The 20,060-nt window shown below is 39.7% G+C and carries 20 protein-coding genes and 1 pseudogene; 1 reads left to right on the top strand and 20 read right to left on the bottom strand.

Annotated elements, in window-relative coordinates:
* From AZF08_RS12265 to AZF08_RS12220, 10 genes are read right to left on the bottom strand one after another with little or no spacing between them, the layout of a single operon-like run.
* Complete coding sequence (locus AZF08_RS12265) at window positions 1-1,503, bottom strand: NADH-quinone oxidoreductase subunit M (protein WP_033673320.1); 1,503 nt, start codon at window positions 1,501-1,503, stop codon at window positions 1-3.
* Entirely contained in the window at window positions 1,500-3,362 is a 1,863-nt protein-coding gene (gene nuoL, locus AZF08_RS12260) for an NADH-quinone oxidoreductase subunit L (RefSeq protein WP_033673322.1), read from the bottom strand. Before nuoL ends, AZF08_RS12265 begins: the two co-directional genes overlap by 4 nt.
* 29 nt (window positions 3,363-3,391) lie before the next feature.
* Window positions 3,392-3,706, bottom strand: coding sequence for an NADH-quinone oxidoreductase subunit NuoK (nuoK, locus tag AZF08_RS12255; protein ID WP_033673323.1), 315 nt, complete (start codon window positions 3,704-3,706; stop codon window positions 3,392-3,394).
* Complete coding sequence (locus tag AZF08_RS12250; protein ID WP_033673324.1) at window positions 3,699-4,223, bottom strand: NADH-quinone oxidoreductase subunit J; 525 nt, start codon at window positions 4,221-4,223, stop codon at window positions 3,699-3,701. The genes nuoK and AZF08_RS12250 overlap by 8 nt, the downstream gene beginning before the upstream one ends.
* Window positions 4,220-4,639, bottom strand: a complete 420-nt coding sequence (nuoI, locus tag AZF08_RS12245) for an NADH-quinone oxidoreductase subunit NuoI (RefSeq protein WP_033673325.1) — start codon at window positions 4,637-4,639, stop codon at window positions 4,220-4,222. Before nuoI ends, AZF08_RS12250 begins: the two co-directional genes overlap by 4 nt.
* A 24-nt stretch (window positions 4,640-4,663) precedes the next feature.
* The gene (gene nuoH / locus AZF08_RS12240) at window positions 4,664-5,665 is read right to left on the bottom strand and encodes an NADH-quinone oxidoreductase subunit NuoH (protein WP_033673326.1); all 1,002 of its coding nucleotides are present in this window, start codon (window positions 5,663-5,665) and stop codon (window positions 4,664-4,666) included.
* Window positions 5,665-6,765 (bottom strand): NADH-quinone oxidoreductase subunit D, encoded by a 1,101-nt coding sequence (locus tag AZF08_RS12235; RefSeq protein ID WP_033673327.1) that lies wholly within the window; start codon window positions 6,763-6,765, stop codon window positions 5,665-5,667. The genes nuoH and AZF08_RS12235 overlap by 1 nt, the downstream gene beginning before the upstream one ends.
* A gap of 4 nt (window positions 6,766-6,769) precedes the next feature.
* Window positions 6,770-8,032, bottom strand: coding sequence for an NADH-quinone oxidoreductase subunit C (locus AZF08_RS12230; protein WP_063177287.1), 1,263 nt, complete (start codon window positions 8,030-8,032; stop codon window positions 6,770-6,772).
* Window positions 8,029-8,547: an NADH-quinone oxidoreductase subunit NuoB gene (nuoB, locus tag AZF08_RS12225; RefSeq protein WP_033673329.1), complete on the bottom strand. Its 519-nt coding sequence runs from the start codon at window positions 8,545-8,547 to the stop codon at window positions 8,029-8,031. The genes AZF08_RS12230 and nuoB overlap by 4 nt, the downstream gene beginning before the upstream one ends.
* A complete protein-coding gene (locus tag AZF08_RS12220) occupies window positions 8,538-8,906 on the bottom strand; it encodes an NADH-quinone oxidoreductase subunit A (protein ID WP_033673330.1) in 369 nt (122 codons plus the stop codon). Before AZF08_RS12220 ends, nuoB begins: the two co-directional genes overlap by 10 nt.
* Before the next feature lie 404 nt (window positions 8,907-9,310).
* On the opposite strand from AZF08_RS12220, the gene AZF08_RS12215 reads away from it, so the two are divergent.
* Window positions 9,311-12,019, top strand: coding sequence for a putative bifunctional diguanylate cyclase/phosphodiesterase (locus AZF08_RS12215; protein ID WP_033673584.1), 2,709 nt, complete (start codon window positions 9,311-9,313; stop codon window positions 12,017-12,019).
* Window positions 12,020-12,045: 26 nt separating this feature from the next.
* Here the strand turns inward: AZF08_RS12215 and AZF08_RS12210 are convergent, their stop codons facing one another.
* From AZF08_RS12210 to atpB, 10 genes and pseudogenes are all read right to left on the bottom strand, one after another.
* Complete coding sequence (locus AZF08_RS12210; RefSeq protein ID WP_033673331.1) at window positions 12,046-12,675, bottom strand: DUF975 family protein; 630 nt, start codon at window positions 12,673-12,675, stop codon at window positions 12,046-12,048.
* A 117-nt stretch (window positions 12,676-12,792) separates the two neighbouring features.
* A pseudogene (locus tag AZF08_RS12205) lies at window positions 12,793-13,080 on the bottom strand (DUF975 family protein); the annotation flags it as partial.
* Between the two features lie 30 nt (window positions 13,081-13,110).
* Window positions 13,111-13,512: a F0F1 ATP synthase subunit epsilon gene (gene atpC / locus AZF08_RS12200; protein ID WP_033673332.1), complete on the bottom strand. Its 402-nt coding sequence runs from the start codon at window positions 13,510-13,512 to the stop codon at window positions 13,111-13,113.
* 20 nt (window positions 13,513-13,532) lie between these two features.
* Window positions 13,533-14,927, bottom strand: a complete 1,395-nt coding sequence (gene atpD / locus AZF08_RS12195; RefSeq protein WP_033673333.1) for a F0F1 ATP synthase subunit beta — start codon at window positions 14,925-14,927, stop codon at window positions 13,533-13,535.
* Window positions 14,928-15,164: 237 nt separating this feature from the next.
* Window positions 15,165-16,025, bottom strand: coding sequence for a F0F1 ATP synthase subunit gamma (atpG, locus tag AZF08_RS12190; protein ID WP_033673334.1), 861 nt, complete (start codon window positions 16,023-16,025; stop codon window positions 15,165-15,167).
* 335 nt (window positions 16,026-16,360) lie between these two features.
* Complete coding sequence (atpA, locus tag AZF08_RS12185; protein WP_033673335.1) at window positions 16,361-17,872, bottom strand: F0F1 ATP synthase subunit alpha; 1,512 nt, start codon at window positions 17,870-17,872, stop codon at window positions 16,361-16,363.
* Window positions 17,873-17,883: 11 nt separating this feature from the next.
* Entirely contained in the window at window positions 17,884-18,426 is a 543-nt protein-coding gene (locus AZF08_RS12180) for a F0F1 ATP synthase subunit delta (RefSeq protein ID WP_033673337.1), read from the bottom strand.
* A complete protein-coding gene (gene atpF / locus AZF08_RS12175; protein WP_033673339.1) occupies window positions 18,423-18,929 on the bottom strand; it encodes a F0F1 ATP synthase subunit B in 507 nt (168 codons plus the stop codon). Before atpF ends, AZF08_RS12180 begins: the two co-directional genes overlap by 4 nt.
* A 128-nt stretch (window positions 18,930-19,057) precedes the next feature.
* Window positions 19,058-19,276: a F0F1 ATP synthase subunit C gene (gene atpE / locus AZF08_RS12170; protein WP_000052064.1), complete on the bottom strand. Its 219-nt coding sequence runs from the start codon at window positions 19,274-19,276 to the stop codon at window positions 19,058-19,060.
* A 60-nt stretch (window positions 19,277-19,336) separates the two neighbouring features.
* Window positions 19,337-20,056 (bottom strand): F0F1 ATP synthase subunit A, encoded by a 720-nt coding sequence (atpB, locus tag AZF08_RS12165; protein WP_033673340.1) that lies wholly within the window; start codon window positions 20,054-20,056, stop codon window positions 19,337-19,339.
* Window positions 20,057-20,060: the final 4 nt, after the last annotated feature.

Here is a 20,060-nt window from a genome sequence, read left to right as displayed (position 1 = left end):
CTATCTCACCCCCAGTATTTTCAATGTATCTTGCAGTGGTGCCCCTAACAATTCTGGCATAACGCCGATCGCAATAATGCACGTAAGCAAGAGTATAATCGGGACATATTCCCAGCCGTGAATATCCCGCTTCGCTTCCAATTCCCGTTTTCCAAACGTCACCTGAAGCGTAGCCCTTAAGACATATACCGCTGTTAAAATGATGCCAAGTACACCGATCGCCGCTATTATCGGCTTCCCTTGAAATAAACCGAGAAATGCGAGAAACTCACTAACGAACCCAGACATTCCAGGGAGTCCAAGCGAAGCCATAGCTCCCGCCAATAAAAATCCGCTTAGAACTGGAACTTGTTTTGCCAGGCCACCCAGCTTTGTAATATCAGAGGTGCCGTAACGCTCTTCAATCATGCCAATCAAGAAGAATAATACTGCTGCAATTAAGCCGTGAGAAACAACTTGGAATAAAGCACCCTTTACGCCCGCTGTGTTAAGGGCAGCAAGCCCCATTAAGACAATTCCCATATGTGAAATACTAGAATACGCGAGGACCTTTCGAAAATCTGTTTGAATCAACGCTAGAAATGCACCATATAGCAAATTGATTACCCCTAGAATCGCCAGCACTAGCGCAAAATTTTGAAACTGCTCTGGGAATAGTCCTTTACCAAAACGGACAATTCCGTATGCTCCGATTTTTAATAAAACACCAGCATGCAACATGACTACCGCAGGATGAGCCTCTACATGCACATTTACCATCCAGCGATGCAGAGGAAAGATTGGCAACTTAATCGCAAAAGCAATCATAAGAGCAATAAATAAACCAATTTGCAAAGAATTTGAAACACCGCTTAGCAACGTTGTCTCCGCTCCAGTTAAAATATTTTTTAATTCTACAAAGTTAGTTGTGCCCGTTTTTGCAAAAAGAATAGAGAAGACAATGAGTAAAATTGCTGATCCAATACCGTTATAAATTAAATAACTGTAGGCAGCCTTTTCACTTTCTAGTTTCCCCCATTTCCCAATGAGCAAAAACATTGGTGGTAATGTAATTTCGAAGAAAACAAAGAATAACAGGAGATTTTCAGCGGCAAATACACCGAGCATCCCAACCTCAAGTATTAATAACAACATGTAAAATCCTTTTATATTTTTCTGAATTGAAAAGGCTGTAATTGCTGCAAGCGTTGCTAACAGCGCGGTAAGCAACATCATCACCAGTGAAAAACCATTGATGCCGATTTCGTAATAAATGGCGAATAAATTTTTATCCATCCCTGGAAAATCCCCAAATTGAATCCATTTTACTTTCTCTGCAAAAATCGATAAATCCCTTCCGGAAGCGTATGTACTAGCTAAAACTACCGCGATTCCAAGGGGAATTAGCGTTCCAACGAAACCAAACCCTCGCACCGCACGCGTTTCCGCCTTCGGTGTTAATGCAAGTAAAACGATCCCAAGAAGCGGGGAGAAAATGAAGAACGATAATAATAATGCATTCATTGCCAATACCCCCCTGTATATAGCAGAATGACAACTAATGCCGCTAAAGAAATAGCAGTCACGGTTCCATATACTTGTACGTTCCCATTTTGAAGTTTAGAACCAGTAGCACTTGCTCCTCTAACAAGACCGCCGATTAACTGAGCGATTCCTTCCACAATATATACTTCAAATAAGCGAAGCACATAAGCGATTCCTTTTACAAGCGGAAGCACGGTCACATTATATATTTCATCTATATAATATTTTTTCGTTAGGACGCTATGCAGAATCGTTTCTGTTCCGCCTACCCATTCTCTAGAGATGGAGCGTTTCCCATAAATAAGGTATGCCAAGAGAATACCAGCAAACGAAACGAGCGTCGCAACAATCATAATCCATGCCGGTCCATGAATTTGCTCCACTTGAAACGGGACATTCTTTGTAAGCCAATCCCCTAAGAACGTTCCAAACCATGGCGTATTCATGTAACCTGCTAAGACTGCAAAAATACCCAGGACAATCATCGGATATGTCATGACGCGCGGAGATTCATGCACATCCTCCTCTGCCCTTGCTTCTCCTGTAAAAACAAGAAAGTATAACCGAAACATGTAGAACGCCGTCAAGAATGCTGCAATCACTGCAAGGACAAACAAAGCATAATTGCCGTGTATCCACGCCGCCGCTAAAATTTCATCCTTACTAAAAAATCCTGAAAAGAGCGGGACTCCACTAATTGCAAGTGTTCCAATTAAGAAAAGTATTCCCGTCACTTTCATCTTCTTCTGCAATCCGCCCATTTCATTAATGTTTTGCGTATGCACCGCGTGAATAACGCTTCCCGCCGCTAAGAACAAAAGTGCTTTAAAGAAAGCATGTGTTGTTAAATGGAAGACCCCCGCCACATAACCTGCAGAGCCAAGCGCAAGCATCATATATCCAAGTTGACTAACCGTTGAATATGCGAGAATTCTTTTTATATCTGTTTGCACAATCCCAATGGACGCCGCAAAGATTGCGGTAAAGGCGCCAACAATTGCGACCGTTTGCATCGCTACAGGGCTTGCAGAGAATAACGGAAACATCGTCGCCACTAAGTACACACCCGCCGCAACCATCGTCGCCGCATGAATGAGCGCTGATACCGGTGTCGGTCCTTCCATCGCATCTGGTAACCACGTATGAAGCGGAAACTGACCTGATTTCCCCATCGCACCGACAAAGATTAAAATCGCTGTCAGAGTAATCATAGAAGGTGACACATCTCCCATTTTCATCGCTTTAAAAATGGCATCGTACTCAAAACTACCAGCTTGCCAGAAGAGCATAATGATCCCGATAAATAAACAGGCATCTCCAATGCGTGTCATAATAAACGCCTTTTTTGCAGCTGCCTTCGCTTCTTCCTTAAAGAAATAAAAACCAATTAGTAAAAACGAACCAAGACCAACTAATTCCCAAAATATATAGAGCTGCAGTAGATTCGTAGAAATCACAAGACCAAGCATTGCAAATGTAAACAACCCTAAATAGGCATAAAAGATTGGCATCCTTTCATCATCATGCATATACCCTTTCGAATATACATGTACAAGGAAACTCACGAGCGTAACAATAAAGAGCATTAATGCATTAAGTGCATTAATTTCAAAACCAAATGAAACATCTACATCACCAACCCGTAACCACAACCACCCATGTTTGAGTGTTTCCGATGAAAAACGTTCTATTAATACAACCACCGCACCCACAAAGGAGAGAAATGTGAAAAAGATACCAAGTAAACTACTTCCTTCTTTTAATTTCTTTCCAAATAGAATGAGTAAAAAAAACGAAGCAAGTGGGAAAAGCGGTATGAGCCATGCATAATCGATCATTGTTTCCTTCCCCCTTTTCGGTCACAACGCTAACTCTTGAGCGAATCCATTTCATCTACGTTCACTGTTGTACGATTCCGGTATAATGCAATTAAAATCGCAAGACCAACCGCTGCTTCTGCTGCCGCAACAGACATCGTAAACAGCGAAAAGATTTGTCCTGTTAAGTTTGGAAAAAAGCCTAATTTACTAAAAGCGACTAGGTTTAAATTCGCTGCATTTAGCATCAGTTCGATACAAACTAATACAATGACCGTATTCCGCTTTGTTAAAGCCCCGAATAGTCCGATGCAAAACAAGATTATAGCAAGCGTTAAGTAGGCAGAGGCTGGAACACTACTCATTGGCATCCCCCTCTTTCTCATCTTTCTTCGCAAGTACAATCGCCCCAACAAGTGCAACAAGTAAAATGACCGATGTTAATTCAAATGGGATTACATATTTCGAATACAAGAGCGTACCAATTTGAAGGGTATTTTGTTCATGAAGCGGCAAGCTCCCTTGTACATTTTGATTTGCAAAATCTATATTATTTACTGCGAAGTACATCACCCCACCAAATACGACAACCGCGAGGAAAACGAAAAATTTCCGAAGGTTAAATCTAGATTCACTTTCAGCGTCATGCTTCGTTAACATGATGCCAAAAATCATAATAATCGTAACTGCTCCGGAGTAAATTAAAATTTGCGCGACCCCTACAAATTCCGCTGATAAGAGAAAATACAAGCCCGCGATGCTAAGAAAGGTAAACACAAGTGCAAGCATCATATGCATCACTTTCGTTAAATTCAGCATAAGGATCCCGCCGATAATCGCCGTTAAGGATAATGCAAAAAACGCTACAAATTCGCCGTTCATGCCTTATTCTCCTTTCTGACGTTCTCGTCGTTTTCATCGAGCCACTGCAAATTTTTGAATAAATCATCACGCGTATACTCCGCTAGCTCAAAGTTATTTGTCATCACAATTGCTTCTGTCGGACAAACCTCTGTGCATAGGTCGCAAAGAATACAGATTTCAAAGTTGATGTCATACGTATCAATAATTTTCCCTTTTTTCGTAGGGTCTGGATGCTTTTGCCCAGTTAGTTGAATACAATCGGTTGGACAAATATTTGCGCATTGGTTACAAACGATACATTTTTCTGGATAAAACTTTTGAATACCTCGGAAGCGATCTGGTAGCGGCAACGGTTGATTGGGATAATCGTACGTTACCTTTTTCTTACTTAAATTGCTAAGCGTATACTTCAAACCTTTAAATAGTCCCTTCATGTCTTACTGGCACCCCCTTTTAGATTAGAAGAACAACTCCTTAATCAATGCCGTTAAGAAAATATTCGCAAGTGCGATTGGTAATAGCACCTTCCAGCCAAACTCCATCAACTGATCGCCTCTTATACGTGGAAACGTGACGCGGAACCAAATTAAGAGAAAGACTACCGCGCTAAATTTTAAAGCGAACCATACAGCGCCAGGAATAAAACCAAGGAACATAACCGGATTCCATCCTCCTAGAAAGAGCACCGTAATTAGCGAAGCCATTCCAAAGAAGTACACGTACTCAGAGAGCATAAAGAACGCCCAGCGAAACCCTGAATACTCCGTATGATATCCAGAAACAAGTTCTGATTCTGCTTCCGGTAAGTCAAATGGCGTCCTGTTTAACTCCGCGACTGCGGCGATTAAGAAAATAACAAAACCAATCGGTTGCGCAAAGATATACCAAACCTTCTCCTGCGCCGCTACAATTTCATTTAGATTGAGACTACCAGCTAATAAAACAACGCCAATTACACTCATCACAAGAGGGATTTCATAGGAAATCATCTGCGCCGCCGCACGCATTCCGCCTAAGAGTGAATATTTATTATTTGATGCCCAGCCCCCGATCACAACACCGATCGTTGTAATCCCTGAAACCGCAATGTAGTAAAGAAGTCCGACTCCAATATCAGCAAACTGAAATTTATCCGTAAACGGAATCACTGCAAGTACCATAAAGGCTGGTGCAAATGCAATAACAGGTGCAAATATAAACAACGGCTTATCCGCTGATTTCGGAATCGTATCTTCTTTTAACAGAAGCTTTAAAACGTCCGCCACTGTTTGCAATAAACCAAAGCGACCACCGACCTGGTTCGGTCCAATCCGCCCTTGCATAAATCCCATCACTTTCCGCTCTGCTAAAATTCCGTATGTAACAAATCCAAGGACGGCAAATAAAAGGAGTACCGCTAATCCGAAAAAAATGAAGAAATTCGTCCAACCTGCAGATGATTCTAACAGATGCTCAATCATCAGCCATCAACCTCCCCAAGCACAATATCAACGCCGCCTAAAATCGTAATTAAGTTCGCGATATTTTCGCCCTTCAAAATATGCGGCAAAATTTGTAGGTTGTAGAAAGATGGTCTGCGAAATTTCAAGCGATAAGGCTCTTTCTTCCCTTCACTTGCAATATAACAACCAATTTCTCCACGCGGCGACTCGATGCGGACAAATGCCTCGCCCTTTGGCGCTTTAATAATCTTTGGCACTTTCGCCATGAATTTACCTTCTTCCGGAAACTGCTCCGCCGCCTGCTCAATAATTTTGAGGGACTCTTCAATCTCTTCCATCCGACAAACATAACGATCCCAAGCATCCCCGATACTTCCTACAGGTACATCAAAATCAAAACGGTCATAAATGGAATACGGCTCATCCTTACGAAGATCCCACTTCACACCTGTGCAGCGTAAGTTTGCTCCGCTTAGTGAATAAGAAAGTGCGTCTTCCGCGCTATACGTGCCAACACCTTTCACTCGATTTAAGAAAATTTCATTTCCGCTCACAAGATCATGGTACCCTTTTAACTGTTCTCTCATATAGGGGACAAACTCCCGCACCTTTTTGGTCCAGCCATCCGGTGCATCCCATTTCACGCCGCCTACTCGCATATAATTGAACGTTAGCCGTGCACCGCACAATTCATTTAAAAGATTAATAATCATCTCTCTCTCTCGAAACGCATATAGAAACGGGCTCACCGCACCAATATCAAGAAGGTTTGTACCCCACCAAACGAGATGACTGGCAACGCGACCAAGTTCCATCGCAAGTACCCGTAAATATTCAGCACGTTCCGGAATTTCAAGACCCATCATCGTCTCAACAGCGTGACAAATGACATAATTATTGGTCATAGCTGATAAATAATCCATTCGATCGGTATAAGGGATAATTTGCGTATACTGTAAGCTTTCTGCAATTTTCTCCGTTCCGCGGTGTAAATATCCAATGACAGGCGTAGCTTCCTTAATGATTTCTCCGTCGATTTTAATAACAAGTCTGAATACACCATGCGTACTAGGATGCTGAGGTCCCACATTTAAAAGCATTTCTTCTGTACGGATCATATTTTCACACCCCCTCATCCAGCGGCTCATAATCTTTGCGAAGCGGGTGCCCCGCCCAATCATCCGGCATTAAAATACGCGTTAAATTCGGATGGTTCAAAAAGACAATACCAAGCAAATCATAAGCTTCGCGCTCTGGCCAATTCGCTCCGTTCCATAATGGTGTAACCGATGCTACTTGCGGCGCTTCCCGGTCTAGCTTCACCTTAACTGCTACGGACTGTTTCTTCCCATATGAAAACAGGTGAACGTATACTTCCATATGCGTAACAAAATCCGTTGCATGTAGCTCCGACATATAATCAAAGGCAAGTCCTTCATGATGTCTTAATAACTCCATTACTTCATAGTAACGTTCTAGCTCAATAACAAGTGTTGGTACGTCTTTTGAAAGCTTATTAATATAGTAATCTACTAATGATTGTTCACCGATCGACGCCTTAACAATCTCTACATAAGCATCTAAATATGGTTGATTTTGTGACGGCTCCTCTTGTTGCGATTCTTCTTCCTTCTTGCCTGCGGCTGTTTTTGCCTTTACTGCCGCTGCGGCTTTCGCTTTTGCTACTGCAATCGCCTTCGCCTTTTCATCGTTAGGCTCAACTTCACCACCCGCTGCTTTTTGCTTCGCTAGTGCCGCCGCTTTTGCTTTGGCTGCCGCCACTGCCTTTGCCTTCGCTTTTGCTTTCTCTTCTTCCGATACCTCTTCTTTACCCTCTGTTGCCTTTTGCTTCGCTAACGCCGCCGCTTTCGCTTTGGCTGCTGCCACTGCCTTTGCCTTCGCTTTTGCTTTCTCTTCTTCCGATACCTCTTTACCCTCTGTTGCCTTTTGCTTCGCTAGTACCGCCGCTTTTGCTTTGGCTGCCGCCACTGCCTTTGCCTTCGCTTTTGCTTTCTCTTCTTCCGATACCTCTTTACCCTCTGTTGCCTTTTGCTTCGCTAGTGCCGCCGCTTTTGCTTTGGCTGCCGCCACTGCCTTTGCCTTCGCTTTTGCTTTCTCTTCTTCCGATACCTCTTTACCCTCTGACGCTTTCTGCTTCGCTAGTGCCGCTGCTTTTGCTTTGGCTGCTGCCGCTGCTTTTGCCTTCGTTTTTGCTTCTTCTATATTTATCTCACTACTTTTTGGTAGCGCTTTCTCTTTTTCTTGTTCTTCAGTTTTATCTATTCCCGCTTCATACTTTGCTGCAAGCCGTTTTCTCGCTTCTTCTTTTGCATGCCTAGCAGCTGCTTTTTTCATATCCTCTATACTTTTATTTGGATCACTCATCTATTCGTCACCTGCTTCCCGCTCTTTGCTTCGTAACGAATCTTCTCTTTTAATTTATTAATCCCATAGATTAAGGCTGCCGGATTGGGAGGACACCCCGGAATATATACGTCCACTGGTACGATTTGATCTACTCCTTTGACAACCGCATAAGAATTCACGTATGGCCCACCAGCTGTTGCACAAGAGCCCATCGCAATTACCCATTTTGGTTCTGGCATTTGATCATATAAGCGACGCACAATAGGTGCCATTTTCTTCGTCACTGTTCCAGAAACAATCATGACATCTGATTGCCTTGGTGATGTCCGAAAAAATGAACCAAACCGATCTAAGTCATAGTGCGATGACCCAACTCCCATCATTTCAATCGCGCAACATGCAAGTCCAAATGTCATCGGCCATAAAGAATTACTCCGCGCCCATCCCTTCATCTGTTCTAATGTGGTAAAAAAGATATTTCTTTCTAGTTCTGCCCGCTCCTGTGGATGTAATTCCTCAAAATTTATAACCATTGTAACACCTTCTTTTTCCAAGCGTATGCGAGGCCCACTAACAACATAATCACAAAGATTAGCATTTCAATAAGCGCGAACAAACCAAGTTTGTCATACGCAACCGCCCACGGATATAAAAATACGGTTTCCACATCAAAAATGACAAATAGTAATGCAAAAATATAATAACGAGCATGAAAACGAATATTTGCATCATGATAGGGTTCAATCCCACTTTCATATGTCGTTTCCTTTGCCACACTCGGTTTATGCGGGCGCAGCAACTTTCCTAATGTAAGAGCCACTACCGGCAGCAATATCCCTAATAGCAAGAAGATGCTAGCAATCATATAACTATTTTCATATACATTTGCCACCCTGAAACCCTCCCCCCTAAATTAAGAACAAGTTCACTTAGTAAACAATATGTCTCATCCGCATTATTTATTATTTTTAAATTTTTCTAAATAATGCAATTATTATCATTATAACAAACTTCAAATTCCTATGTCGATATATTGGGAAAAAGAAACAACAAGTAACATGAGGTGAAATCCCACCTTTTTCACTTGTTGCACGATAAATTTATCTTGTCTCATAATCTCCATGTTCACTATCCATTTTTACAATTTGCTATAAATGTGTAAAATAAAATATGGAAGTCATATATACTTCTCATACAACTCCTTCAAAAAAACATACAATATACCAATAAAAGGACGACTTACATTCGTCCGTATCGTAGGTGACGTTAGTGAAAACAACGAGGCACACACATTTAATGATTCTGATAGGTTCTTTACTCCTATATCTTATGATTCACTATATAGGATTACTCTTTTGGTCCAGTTATTCTGTTACATTTCAAATGATTACGTGCATAACTACCATTTTGCTCGACATTATTATTTGTGGTTATTTATTTTATGTTTCATCCATTAAAGAAGGATATTCTCACCGATTTTGGATGTTATTAACAATCGGTTCCTTATCTTATGTTATTGGCGACATCCTTGTTACCTACCAGCGCATAATATGGCATGACTATTATACATTTGTTGATCCATCTGACTTTTTTTATCTACTATTTTTAATCAGTTTTGCATTCGCTTTTTTTTACAAAATGATTTATAACCGGAACATATGGGAAAAGCTTTTTACGATATGTGATATTTGTATCATATTAACTGCGCAATTCACATTAAGCTATTATCTTCTCATTGAACGAGCAATTCATATATTCACCACATCTCGTCTCGATAGGATTGTTCAGCTCCTATATCCGATGGCAGATTTAGCATTTCTATTAATAGGAATTAGCTTACTGTTTCAGCAACTTTCACTGATTTCAAGACAAGTAGCTGCACTGCTTGGAAGCTCTCTTATCTTGTATACAAGTACAGATGTTATTTATGCTTACATTAAATATTTCACACCTGAATATTCTATGTTTACAGTCGCACCATTATATCAAGTTGTATTAATGATGGTTGCAATTGCATGTGTACTTCACACAGAGAAAACACCGAACCATGAGCAGGTGCTGTTAACACCACAGATTGGTGAAGCAATACGTTTATCATTACCGTATATATCAGTCATTGCACTTAGTTTGTTTATATTAGTAGAGCACATTTTTGCATCAGTTTTAGTAATCGGTCTTATTCTTACATTTGTCTTCGTCTTAATTCGTCATATTTTAGTACGAAGACAAAATAAAATGTTATTACTCACACAAATGCAATTTAACTCAGAATTAGAAAAACAAATTGAACTACGCACAGAAGATTTAGTAAAACAAAAAAATGAATTGTATCGAAGCAAACAAATGTTCAAATCCCTATATGAACACCATCCAGATCCAATTTTCACATTAGATTTACACGGGAATTTTTTAAATGTAAATAATGCAGGTATCACATTACTTGGCTATCAAACGAATGAATTGTTATATCAACCCTATTATTCCCTTATCTATAATGATGATCTGCCTAAAATTATTGATGCTTTTCATCATGTAAAACAAGGTCATTCTATTTCTTTAGAAATACGAGCGTACCATAAAAATAGAGATATTTATTATTTACATGTCACGGCCGTTCCCATCATTTTAAAGGAACATATTCCAGGTATCTATTTGATGATTAAAGATATTACGGAAAGTAAACAGCAACAAGAACAAATTAACTTCCTAGCATACCATGACACATTAACAGAACTTGCAAACCGCCGTGCTTTTCAGGAACAACTAGAATCAGCTATTATACGAGCAAAAGAGAATCAACTTTCCTTTGCTGTGATGTTTCTTGACTTAGATCGCTTTAAAATTATAAATGACACGCTTGGCCATCGAATGGGAGATCTTCTTTTAATGGCTGTGGCAAAAAGATTACAGCAAATTTCAAAACCAAATATGAAGATTGCACGGCTTGCGGGAGATGAATTTACACTTCTGATAGAAGATTATGAAGAGGAAACTGAAATTCAAGAAATGGCAAATGAGATTATTGCAGCAATGAATGAGCCCTTTGAAATCGAAAACCATCTACTGCAAATTTCACCTAGTATCGGTATTGCTATCTATCCAGAAGCCGGTGAAGATGCGTTATCTATTTTGCAACATGCTGACATGGCAATGTATGAAACAAAAAACAAAGGAAAAAATGGAAGCTCAATCTATACACAAAAACTCTATGAGAAAATGGAGCGTAAAGCTAGAATTGAAAAAGATTTACCACTTGCCTTAGCAAATAACGAATTCTCTGTTGTGTATCAACCTCAAATTGATATCAGCAAGAACAAAATAATTGGAGCAGAGGCGTTAATTCGTTGGAAACATCCTGATCTAGGTTTTATCTCTCCGTGCGAATTCATTCCGATTGTGGAAGAAACGACACAAATGATTCCACTTAGTCATTGGTTGCTCAAAGAATCTTGCCAGCAATTAAGGTCATGGCAAACATTTGGTTATTATGATTTAAAAATGAGCGTTAACTTATCAGCAAAAGAATTTCAACAAGAAGACTTACTTGAAGTCATATTAAATACACTAGAAGAAACAAACCTAGAACCTAAATTTTTAACCCTTGAATTAACTGAACGTATCGCAATGATAGATGAAAAAGAAACATTATTGAAGCTCAGACAATTAAAAGAGAATGACATTCAAACATCCATTGATGACTTTGGCACAGGCTATTCTTCTCTTGCTTATCTATCGCTTTTTCCAATTGATACATTAAAAATACCAAGAGAATTCACACAGTTAGCCGATCATAAAGAGGAAGAAAAAGCGATTGTATCAACAATCTTTTCGCTTGCTAACACATTAAACCTCTCTGTTGTCGCAGAAGGGATTGAAACGAAAGAACAATTGCAATTTCTACAAAACAACGGCTGCACGTACATGCAAGGCTACTACTTTAGTAAGCCGCTCAGCGGCAAACAATTTATAAACTTCCTACAAAAAACACCAAGCATGAACAATTAGTTTGCTTGGTGTTTTTTATTATAGGATCAATAATCCTGCGAAATTTCTTCATAAAACGCTGCGGTTGTTGTGTAAAAATATGGTACTAACCATAAGAAACCAATTCCTAAAGTAACGATACTTAGTAAGAACCAACCGATGAAACTTAAACATAATAAGAAATAATCCATTTTATGCCCATCCATCATACGACGACTTTCAGTAATCGCTTGATTCATTGAATACTCTGGATGATCGTTTAAGATAAAGTACGTCATAGAATAAGAAAACGATTTAATAATTCCTGGAATAATAAGTAGCAATGTCCATAAAGCAATATAGATGTATACTAACAAATATGTCAAAAATGATTTTATAAACTTATTCCCATCTGTAAACCATCTAAACAACTGTCCGATACGAACTTCTTTCTCACGAATCGCATTCAAAACAAGATAATATGCCCCTAAAGTTAATGGTCCAATAATAAGCATTACAACAATATCTACTGAAAGAGACTCTCTTGCTTCCTCCCATCCCCAAACTGTTGAAAAAGGAAATGTCACAATTAATCTACAAATAGAAACAAGAATTACAAAAAGTAATGTAGCACCTACCGCTAATCCCCATTTCCCTTCTAATGCATCAAGTGCTCTTCCTTTTAACTCACTAATCATATAAAACCTCCTACATCTAATGAACCACTATTTTATATTAGTATAACATGTCCCTAGTATCTTACAGTCCTAAGAAAGAGATGCATATAATATGATGCACCTCTTTTCTATAGCTTCTTAATACGATTCATTCTTTGATATGTACTGATAAAAATGTGCTGTTGTTGTATTGAAATACGGGTAAAACCAAAGCGTTCCAATTCCAAAAGTAAATATTACTAGCACTCCCCAACCGATGATGAAAAGGCATAAAAGGAATAAATCCATTTTATGCCTTTTCATCATCGCTTTACTTTCTTTCATCGCTTGTAAGACACCGTATTCAGGATTCTCCACCAAAACATAATAAGTCATCGCATATGAAAAATAAGCAATAGTAACTACAATTTTATTCATAAAAAAAATCCGTAAAGGAATGAACCTTTACGGATTTTTTTATTTCATATCGGAAACTTTCAAACGGTTTACTGCACGCTGCAGCGCCAGTTCTGCACGTTTGAAGTCAACATGTACTTGTTTATCTTGCAAACGTTGCTCAGCACGACGCTTTGCTTCGTTTGCACGGTGAAGGTCGATATGGTTTGCTTCTTCAGCAGAAGATGCTAACACTGTTACTTTATCTGGACGAACTTCGATAAAGCCACCACTTACTGCTACATAATCAGTGTGACCGCCATTTTTCAAACGAACCGCACTAATTTTCAGCGGTGCAACAGTTGGAATGTGACCTGGTAAGATCCCCATTTCCCCACTTTCTGCTTTCACGCTTACCATTTCTACTTCTTTTTCGTAAACCGGTCCATCAGGAGTTACAATACTGACTGGAAATGTCTTCATAATTCGTCCCTCCTAAGGCCTTACGCCATCATTTTCTTCGCGTTTTCAATAACTTCTTCAATACCACCAACAAGACGGAATGCATCTTCTGGAAGGTCATCATATTTTCCTTCTAGAATTTCTTTGAAACCACGAACTGTTTCTTTTACAGGTACGTAAGAACCTTTTTGACCTGTAAATTGCTCCGCTACGTGGAAGTTTTGTGATAAGAAGAACTGAATGCGACGAGCACGTTGTACAATTAACTTATCTTCTTCAGAAATCTCATCCATACCTAAGATAGCAATGATATCTTGAAGCTCTTTATAACGTTGAAGAGTTTGCTGTACTTGACGAGCTACTTCATAATGCTCTTCTCCTACGATTTCTGGAGAAAGTGCACGAGATGTCGACGCTAATGGATCTACCGCTGGGTAAATACCCATTTGTGTTAAACGACGCTCTAAGTTTGTTGTTGCATCTAAGTGAGCGAACGTTGTTGCTGGTGCTGGGTCAGTATAGTCATCGGCTGGTACATATACCGCTTGGATAGACGTGATAGACCCTTTATTTGTAGATGTAATACGCTCTTGTAATTGACCCATTTCTGTTGCAAGTGTTGGTTGGTAACCTACCGCAGATGGCATACGACCAAGAAGGGCAGATACTTCAGAACCCGCTTGCGTGAAACGGAAGATGTTATCGATGAACAATAGTACATCTTGTCCTTGCTCATCACGGAAATGTTCAGCCATTGTTAAACCTGTTAATGCAACACGTTGACGCGCACCAGGTGGCTCGTTCATTTGTCCGAATACCATCGCTGTTTTCTTGATTACGCCAGAATCGCTCATTTCATGGTATAAGTCGTTACCTTCACGAGTACGCTCACCTACACCAGCGAATACAGAGATACCACCGTGCTCTTGTGCGATGTTGTTAATTAATTCCTGAATTAATACCGTTTTACCTACACCGGCACCACCGAATAGACCGATTTTACCACCTTTAATATATGGTGCAAGTAAATCTACTACTTTAATACCAGTTTCAAGAATTTCTACTTTTGTAGATAACTCTTCAAATGCAGGTGCCTGACGGTGAATTGGATCACGGCGTACATCCGCTGGAACTTCACCATCTAAGTCAATTGCATCACCTAATACGTTAAATACACGACCAAGTGTTGCATCACCAACTGGAACAGAAATTGCTTTACCAGTATCTTCTACTTCAGTACCGCGAACAAGTCCGTCTGTGGAAGACATCGCAACCGTACGAACTGTGTCATCCCCTAAATGAAGTGCAACTTCTAAAGTTAAGTTAACTTCATCTTTTTTAATTCTAAGGGCATTGTAGATTTCAGGTAGCTTTCCGCCGTCAAACTTAACGTCTACAACCGGACCCATGATTTGCGTAACGCGCCCTTTATTCATCGGGTTCCCTCCTAGCTTTCTTTAAATTAGCCAGCTTTCTATGAGCAGTCGGCTTTCATTTTTTATTCGTGTAGCTTCAGCGACTCTTCTGAACGAACCGCTTCCGCTTTTTATTAATCTAGCTTTGCCTCCTAGCCCATTCCGTCTAAGAACCTTCCCCACAAGAAGGTAAAAAGCACTTTCTGTGGGAAAGAACCTTAGCCGACAGGGCTAAACAGTCGGCTCCGCTTTTTATTACTATTCTAACGCTGCTGCGCCACCAACGATTTCCGTAATTTCTTGCGTAATCGCTGCTTGACGAGCACGGTTGAATGAAAGTGTAAGTGAATCGATAACTTCCATCGCGTTGTCTGTAGCACTCTTCATTGCTGTCATACGCGCTGCGTGTTCACTTGCTTTACCATCTAGTAATGCACCGTACACTAGGCTTTCTGCGTATTGTGGCAATAATACTTTTAAAATATCTTCTTCAGAAGGTTCAAATTCATAAGCTGTCGTCGGTTTATCAGACGTCACTTCCGTAAGCGGTAAAATTTTATTTTCCGTTACTTCTTGTGAAATTTTACTTACAAAATGGTTGTAGTAAATATACAGCTCATCATAAGCACCATCTGCGAACATCGCGATTGCTCTAGAAGCAAGATCTTTAATATCTGCAAATGATGGGTGGTCAGATAATCCAACTACTTCATCAATAATGTTAAAGCCACGACGTTTTAAATAATCACGTCCTAGTCGTCCAAGCACAATAATTGAATATTGGTTTGAATCCATATTATGACGTTCACGAATTACATTACTTACCGTACGTAATACGTTACTGTTATAACCACCTGCTAGTCCGCGATCAGATGTAATAACGATGTATCCTGTACGTTTTACAGGACGTGCTGTTAGCATTGGATGATTAATTCCTTTGCTTCCTTGTGCAATGCTCGCTACTACTTCTTGAATCTTTTCCATATACGGAACGAAAGATTTAGCATTTTGCTCTGCACGACTTAACTTCGATGCAGATACCATCTCCATCGCTTTCGTAATTTGACTCGTTTTCTTAGTCGAGTTAATTTTCGCTTTTATATCGCGTAAAGATGCCACAGGTTTTCACCACCTTTTTTCCGGAAGTTGGCACGATTAGTAAGAATCCTTTTGGTTCATCTTCCTAACCTATGTTGCAAGATATTCTTGCTCATGATTGAAGGAAAAGAATAGGTGCACCTACTCTTTTCCTCTACATAACCGTCAGCAATCCCTGTAGGAGTTGCCTTTTTATATAATCTAGTTTCGGCGGCTAAAGAGCCGCTTCCGCTTTTTATCAATCTAGCTACGCCTCCTAGCCCCTTTCGTCTAAGGACCTTCCTCACCAGAAGGTAAAAAGCACCTTCTGTGAGAAAGAACCTTAGCCGGCGGGACTAAACAGTCGGCTCCGCTTTTTATGCTTCAGAAGCTACGAATACTTTTTTAAATCCATTGATTGCTGTAGCAAATTTTTCGTCATCCGCAAGTTTCTTTGTTGTGCGAATTTCACTTAATAGCTCATTTGCATTTGAATCTAACCAAGCATGGAATTCTTCTTCAAAACGAGTGATATCTGCTACTGGGATATCATCTAGGAATCCACGTGTTAAAGCGTAAAGAATTATAACTTGCTTCTCTACTCTTAACGGTTTGTGTAATCCTTGTTTTAATACTTCAACTGTACGCGCACCACGATTTAATTTCGCTTGTGTTGCTTTATCAAGGTCAGAACCGAACTGAGCGAACGCTTCTAACTCACGATAAGATGCAAGGTCAAGACGAAGTGTACCTGATACTTTACTCATTGCTTTAATCTGAGCAGATCCACCAACACGAGATACAGAAGTACCTGCGTCGATCGCTGGACGTACACCAGAGAAGAATAAATCAGATTGTAAGAAGATTTGTCCATCTGTGATAGAGATTACGTTTGTTGGGATGTAAGCTGATACGTCCCCTGCTTGTGTTTCGATGAAAGGTAACGCCGTTAAAGAACCGCCGCCTTTTGCATCACTTAATTTTGCTGCACGCTCTAGTAAGCGAGAATGTAAGTAGAATACATCCCCTGGATATGCTTCACGACCTGGAGGACGACGTAATAGTAATGAAAGTTCACGATAAGCTGCTGCTTGTTTCGATAAGTCATCATATACTACTAATACGTGTTTACCATTGTACATGAACTCTTCACCCATTGTTACACCAGCATAAGGAGCTAGGTATAGTAATGGAGCTGGTTGAGAAGCTGATGCTGTTACAACGATTGTGTACTCTAATGCACCATGCTTACGTAGTGTTTCTACTACGTTACGTACTGTAGATTCTTTTTGTCCAATTGCAACGTAGATACAAATCATATCTTCATCTTTTTGATTGATGATTGTATCAAGTGCAACTGCTGTTTTACCTGTTTGACGGTCACCGATAATTAATTCACGTTGACCACGACCAATTGGTACAAGCGCATCAATCGCTTTAATACCTGTTTGAAGTGGCTCATGAACAGATTTACGATCCATTACACCTGGTGCTGGACTTTCGATTGGACGAGTGTTTGTTGTATTGATTGGGCCTAAACCATCTACTGGTTGACCTAATGGGTTTACAACACGACCGATTAGTTCTTTCCCTACTGGTACTTGCATGATGCGACCAGTACGACGAACTTCGTCACCTTCACGAATTTCTGTGTAAGGTCCTAAAATAATGATACCTACGTTGTTTTCTTCTAAGTTTTGTGCTAGCCCCATAACGCCGTTAGAGAACTCTACAAGTTCACCAGCCATAACGTTATCAAGACCATGAGCACGTGCGATACCATCACCAACTTGGATAACTGTACCAACATCACTAACTTCGATTTCAGACTGATAGTTCTCAATTTGTTGCTTTATCAGTGCGCTAATTTCTTCAGCTCTGATGCTCATGTGCTTCACCCCTATCTATTCTTCATAAGTTCACGCTGAATACGTGCTAACTTTCCTTGTAAACTACCATCATAAATGCGATTTCCAATACGTACTTTAATGCCGCCTAGTAAATCTTCATCTACAACATTTTTGATGCGGATTGCATCTTTTCCTGTTCTCTTTGCAAATGCTTCTGCAACGCTAAGCTTTTCATCTTCAGATAAAAGACGAATTGAGTATACAGTCGCATCGGCTACGTTACGTTCTTCATTAGCAAGAACAACATATTCATTTGCAATTTCAGGTAGGATTTCAATACGTTTGTTATCAATTAAAATATATAACGTATTTAGAATTGATTCAGAAACAGAAGCGAACACGTTAGAAAGAAATGTTTTTTTCTGTTCCTTTGAAATGTTCGGTTGTGTTAAAAAGCTATGTAGTTCTCCGTTCTTTACAAAAACGTTTTGTACAAGGCGTAATTCCTCTTCAAACATTTCTAATACGTGTTTTTCTTTTGCAATTTTAAAAAGAGCGACAGCATAACGTTTTGCTACAATCTCATTGCTCATCGCGCTTCTCCTACTTCTTTAATATAATCGCGAATTAATTTCACTTGGTCTTCTTCTTTTAATTCTTTTTCAATTACTTTAGAAGCAATTTGAACAGATAAAGAAGCAACTTGTTCTTGCAGAGCAGCAATTGCTTGCTCTTTTTCGCGTTGAATTTCTTGTACAGCAGATGCTTTAATAGATTCTGCTTCTTCTTTCGCAGCAGCAACAATACTATCCTTTTGATCTACAGCTTGTTTTTTCGCTCTTTCAATTAACTCTTGTGCTTCAACACGTGATTGTTTTAACATTTCACGTTGTTCTTCTACTAATTTTTTCGCCTCAGCATTGTTCTTTTCTGCAGCGTCAATTTCGTTAGAAACATGCTCTTCACGTTCCTTCATAATTCCCATCAAAGGACCCCAAGCAAATTTACGAAGCATTACTAATAAAATTAGGAAAACGAACAATGTATAAGCGATCGTTCCAAATGGAATGGCAGCTCCTAAGATTAAAGTTGGCACAAGGATTCACTCCCTTCGAGATATCTAAATTTACTATATGAAAAAAAAAGACATACGTTTCGTTCATAAAGCAATGGCGAAGAAAGTTCAAAAAACACTCTTCGCCATCTATGTAAGGGGAGTATCCCTTATTTGTTCATTACGATGAATGCAATAACTACACCGATGATTGGAAGTGCCTCAACTAAAGCAACCCCGATGAACATAATTGTTTGAAGTGCGCCTTTTAATTCTGGTTGACGAGCAACACCTTCGATTGTACGTGATACGATAAGACCGTTACCAATACCTGCACCTAATGCTGATAAACCAATTGCAATTGCAGCTGCGATTACACCTAAACTCATTTAATTTGTCCTCCTTTGTATTATAAAAAAATAGATTTTTTACTTACTTATTAAAGTATATTAATGGTCATGACTTACTTTATGAGCCATATAAACCATCGTTAACATTGTAAAGATAAACGCTTGGATTGAACCAACGAACACACTGAATCCCATCCACGCTAACATCGGCACGACAGCACCTAACGCTCCAAATGCACCACTCGCACCTAACTGAGCAAGTAACGTTAATAAAATCTCACCAGCATAGATGTTACCGAATAGACGAAGACCTAACGTTAATGTGTTAGCAAATTCCTCAATAATCTTTAAAGGAAATAAGAACTTCATAGGTTGGAAATAACCTTTTAAATATTCTTTTGTACCCTTCATCTTAATTCCATAATAATGGGTGAGGGTAACTACCATCACGGCTAATGTTAATGCAACTGCTGGGTCAGACGTTGGCGATCTCCACCATGCAATGTGTTCACCAGCCTCAGTTGTTGAAAACATAAATGGTAAGCCGAGCATGTTTGATACGAAAATAAACATCATCAGCGTAACGCCAAGTGTTAAAAAGCGTCCGCCTGTTTTCCAGTCCATCGTACTGTTAATAATCCCTTTTACGAAGTCTAACATCCATTCAAGGAAGTTTTGCATTCCTGTTGGACGAAGAGCTAAGCTTCGAGTTCCAATAACAGCGATTAAGAAAACAATGAGTGCTGCGACAGTAACCATAAGGACAGCGGACAAATCGAACGTTAAACCTAGAAATTCAACTAATTTACCGTGTTCCACTAGT

This window comes from Bacillus gaemokensis (assembly GCF_001590835.1).
GTDB classification, from domain to species: Bacteria; Bacillota; Bacilli; order Bacillales; family Bacillaceae_G; genus Bacillus_A; species Bacillus_A gaemokensis.
Note: the sequence above shows the minus strand (reverse complement) of the source record. Positions and strands in the feature narration are given on the sequence as shown.

Coding starts and splice junctions, on each gene's coding strand:
- AZF08_RS12180 (WP_033673337.1), bottom strand. CDS start 18,426: ATGAGCAATGAGATTGTAGCAAAACGTTATGCTGTCGCTCTTTTTAAA.
- nuoI (WP_033673325.1), bottom strand. CDS start 4,639: ATGAAGGGACTATTTAAAGGTTTGAAGTATACGCTTAGCAATTTAAGT.
- AZF08_RS12250 (WP_033673324.1), bottom strand. CDS start 4,223: ATGAACGGCGAATTTGTAGCGTTTTTTGCATTATCCTTAACGGCGATT.
- nuoH (WP_033673326.1), bottom strand. CDS start 5,665: ATGATTGAGCATCTGTTAGAATCATCTGCAGGTTGGACGAATTTCTTC.
- atpD (WP_033673333.1), bottom strand. CDS start 14,927: ATGAATAAAGGGCGCGTTACGCAAATCATGGGTCCGGTTGTAGACGTT.
- nuoB (WP_033673329.1), bottom strand. CDS start 8,547: ATGGTTATAAATTTTGAGGAATTACATCCACAGGAGCGGGCAGAACTA.
- nuoL (WP_033673322.1), bottom strand. CDS start 3,362: ATGATCGATTATGCATGGCTCATACCGCTTTTCCCACTTGCTTCGTTT.
- nuoK (WP_033673323.1), bottom strand. CDS start 3,706: ATGAGTAGTGTTCCAGCCTCTGCCTACTTAACGCTTGCTATAATCTTG.
- atpC (WP_033673332.1), bottom strand. CDS start 13,512: ATGAAGACATTTCCAGTCAGTATTGTAACTCCTGATGGACCGGTTTAC.
- AZF08_RS12215 (WP_033673584.1), top strand. CDS start 9,311: ATGATTCTGATAGGTTCTTTACTCCTATATCTTATGATTCACTATATA.
- AZF08_RS12265 (WP_033673320.1), bottom strand. CDS start 1,503: ATGAATGCATTATTATTATCGTTCTTCATTTTCTCCCCGCTTCTTGGG.
- atpA (WP_033673335.1), bottom strand. CDS start 17,872: ATGAGCATCAGAGCTGAAGAAATTAGCGCACTGATAAAGCAACAAATT.
- AZF08_RS12210 (WP_033673331.1), bottom strand. CDS start 12,675: ATGATTAGTGAGTTAAAAGGAAGAGCACTTGATGCATTAGAAGGGAAA.
- AZF08_RS12235 (WP_033673327.1), bottom strand. CDS start 6,765: ATGATCCGTACAGAAGAAATGCTTTTAAATGTGGGACCTCAGCATCCT.
- atpE (WP_000052064.1), bottom strand. CDS start 19,276: ATGAGTTTAGGTGTAATCGCAGCTGCAATTGCAATTGGTTTATCAGCA.
- AZF08_RS12230 (WP_063177287.1), bottom strand. CDS start 8,032: ATGAGTGATCCAAATAAAAGTATAGAGGATATGAAAAAAGCAGCTGCT.